2 protein-coding genes are annotated in these 3,182 nt (G+C 46.6%); both read right to left on the reverse strand.

Annotated features, from left to right (window positions below; all coding sequences use genetic code 11):
* Positions 1 to 565: hypothetical protein (locus tag J7J01_00190; protein ID MCD6209313.1), on the reverse strand; the 565-nt coding region annotated here is incomplete at its 3' end.
* 218 nt (positions 566 to 783) lie between these two features.
* Positions 784 to 3,182: PQQ-binding-like beta-propeller repeat protein (locus J7J01_00195; GenBank protein ID MCD6209314.1), on the reverse strand; the 2,399-nt coding region annotated here is incomplete at its 5' end.

Here is a 3,182-nt window from a genome sequence, read left to right on the forward strand (position 1 = left end):
CCGTCATGTCATCCGCAGTAAGAGGCAGTGAAATCAGGTTCCAGCCCTCAACGAGGTCTTTGCTGTATGTCTCCTGCGGTGCAGTGCATGTGAATGTGCCGCTTATCGTTGTGGGGAAAATCTCATTACCATCTTCATCAGTGAGTACAGTTTTATCAGAAGCTACTGGTATCTCTAACTGGGTTATACCCGGCATATTACCTGTCAGGGTGCAGTTGGCTATTCCTATCATATCACCCATATAATAGCCGCTCCATTGCATGAAAGTTATAAACGCATATGGATGTCCAACGTACCCATATGGATAGAAATCCCATGATTCCCAATTTGTAGTCTCCGTCATCTCTTTGCATGTTATATTGACTACATTGGGGTCAAAGTCAATTCTCACCTGACCTCCACCGATGTGATCAGTTGCATTTAGGTAGAGCAAGACTGTTACATTCTCCCCAAGTGCTCCGCCACTGTTTTGGGGAACAAAGAAAAGCACATTATCTGCCACTGCAGTCGCTGTAAGCACTGTAAGCACTGCTAATACTATACTCATTCCGAATATCATTCTCATTTTTTCCATTTTTTTCTTTTTCACCTCCTAAATAACTTTTTGCCTTTAGTAGAAAATACCCTTGGCTTTCTTTTTTCCTCTTATTTTCCCACTTTCACCTCCTTTACTTTTTGTTTTCTGGTTCCTTTTTCCGCATTGAGTGTTTATTTGCCCCAAAAAAGGAAAAAGGGCAAAAGTTTTATTATTTATGGTTCTCCATGGTTAATCCCTATCATCAATCACACTAAGCACAATTCACAGCCCTTGCAGCAGTTTAGTAGTTCTGGAGTGGGTACATTCTTGTAAATTTTCCGTGCGTCTGGTATATTCACTGCACAGTTACAATCTACGTCTGCTGCCCATGAACTGTTAAGTTTCCATGGGGTTGGTACATTCTTGTAAACTTTCCGTGCATCGGGTACATTTACAACACCGTTGCAATCCACATCACCGCACTTCGCCTTTATCAGTGGATGGTAGTCGTATCCCATGTGTGGCACGCCAGTATCACCGAGCAGGTCGTTATTGCTGTCCGTTCCTGTGTAGTTGAGCCAGAAGTTACCGCCGTAGAACGGACCGTGAACGACATTACCGCACTTCGGATTCTCTACCGCTACCTTATCCACGAAATACCAGTTCAGTCTCCCAAGTTGCACTTTGTTGGAAGTGTCGTTGATGATGTTATTGAACACCAGATTCGGGTCGCCGCCGAAGATAGTCTTCCCCGGGCTCCAGCTGCCGACACCTGTGACGGTGAAGTTGTTATCTCGTATCGTATTGTTGCTCGCTCTGGCATCATGTATGCCTGTTGAACCAAACACGCCTCCGAGTATGAACCCGTAGCCCGTGTCGCCGTCAAACTTGTTCTTCACAATTGCATTGCAGTCGCCAGAAATCGCCATCAGGTTCAGGCATGCCTGTCCTGCACTGCTGTTGCCAACCACGTTGCACCTGACCAGGTTCTTTGAGCCGCAGAGTTTTATACCACCTGATGTATTGTAGATATAGTTGTCTGCGATCACATTCCAGTCAGAAGAGACATTGATGCCCGCACCGGGGAAGTTCGGATAAATGCTACCGTCCCAACCGCTGTTTATCTTGAATCCCTTCACCTTGCAGTAATTTCCTTCCACAGTAACGATGTCACCAGCAGTATTATTGCAGATTACAACGTTGCTGCCGTTTGCTATCAGCTTTATCCCCGACTTGCTCGCAGGAATCGTTATTCGCTCGTTGTAAATGCCGTTATTAACGAGGATTATGGTGTCGTTCGCAGCACTGGTTATTGCATTCTGTATGCTTCCGCTTCCACCTGGATTGACCGTCACCGTCACACGAGACACGATATTCACGTTCTGGCTCGTCATATTGTTTAACTCATTGGATTCCGCGATTTGTCCGTCGGAATCAACCGTCACGTTCAACTGCACGCTTCCTACGGAAGTGGGCGTCCAGTGAAGTGCCACAAGTTGAGATTCTCTGAAATGCAGCATCGGCACAAATACTTTGTCTACCTCCACGCCATCTGCCTCAAGCGAGACATTGAACCCGCTTGCATCTGCGCCATCGTTCCTTATCACCGCAAAGACCTCATTAGCAGTTCCGTTGATGAGATTGCCGTCGCAGACCTCGCTCACTACGAGGTCGGTCGGCGGGATTTCGATTGGTGTTAAAGTCTTCTGCATCGTGTTGTTACCTTCGTTCCATTCGTCTATGACGCCACCAGAATCTGCTGTAACTGTCAGCGTGTATGAATTTGTCGTTGTTGGTGTCCACAGCAGCTTCACCTGTGTCTGCTCGCCCGCATTAAGACCTTCGACGCTTACATCGTCCACTACACCACTACCGTCATTGAGCGTTACATTGAATGTGCCTGCGCTTCCGTTGCCTACATTCTCCACCGTTGCAGTGATGATGTTGTACGTGCCGTTGTAGATTGTGCTGTTGTTAATGGCAGTAACGGTGAGGTCAGGCTTTTTGAGCGTTTCATTAATGATGTAGAGATACCCTCCATCGTTCCCGAAATACAAAGAGCCATTTGAGATCGCTACACCCTGCAAGATGTATCCACCGCTCCCACCTGCTTCATGTGTTATATACGACCATTTCTGTTCGTATGTGCCTCCGTTATCCTTGATGCAATAAAGTCTGCCGTTCGCACAGTTCGTGGTTACGTATATGTAAACGTCCGAGCCCTGGATCGAGAGCGCTGGTGAAGCCTGAACTGGACCTATCGAGGCGTTCCATATTTCATTCCCGTTATTCTCGTTCAGGCAATATAATTTTCCACTTGAGAAGCCATTGTTATTCCCAACATATACTCTTCCATTGTAAACTGCCGGTGTGGATGTTGAGTACCCGATATTGGTGCACCATTTATCTGCTGTGTTGAACGTTCCAGTGCTTTCGTCAAACCCAAGCGCGTAGCAATATCCGCCTTTTGATGTGAAGTAGATGCGCCCGTAAGTTTCGTTCCATGTGATTGAAGAACGAATCTCGTTTGCAGTTACACCGTAAACTGCAGAGACATTAATCTCATCTGCTGTCGTTCCATTGCACCAATACACAGATGTCAGATTGCTCTTATCATCGCCATACACAAGATAATCGCCGATTACCGCGGCACCCGCCCAGTAAT

Source organism: Methanophagales archaeon (assembly GCA_021159465.1).
Classification (GTDB): Archaea; Halobacteriota; Syntropharchaeia; order Alkanophagales; family Methanospirareceae; genus G60ANME1.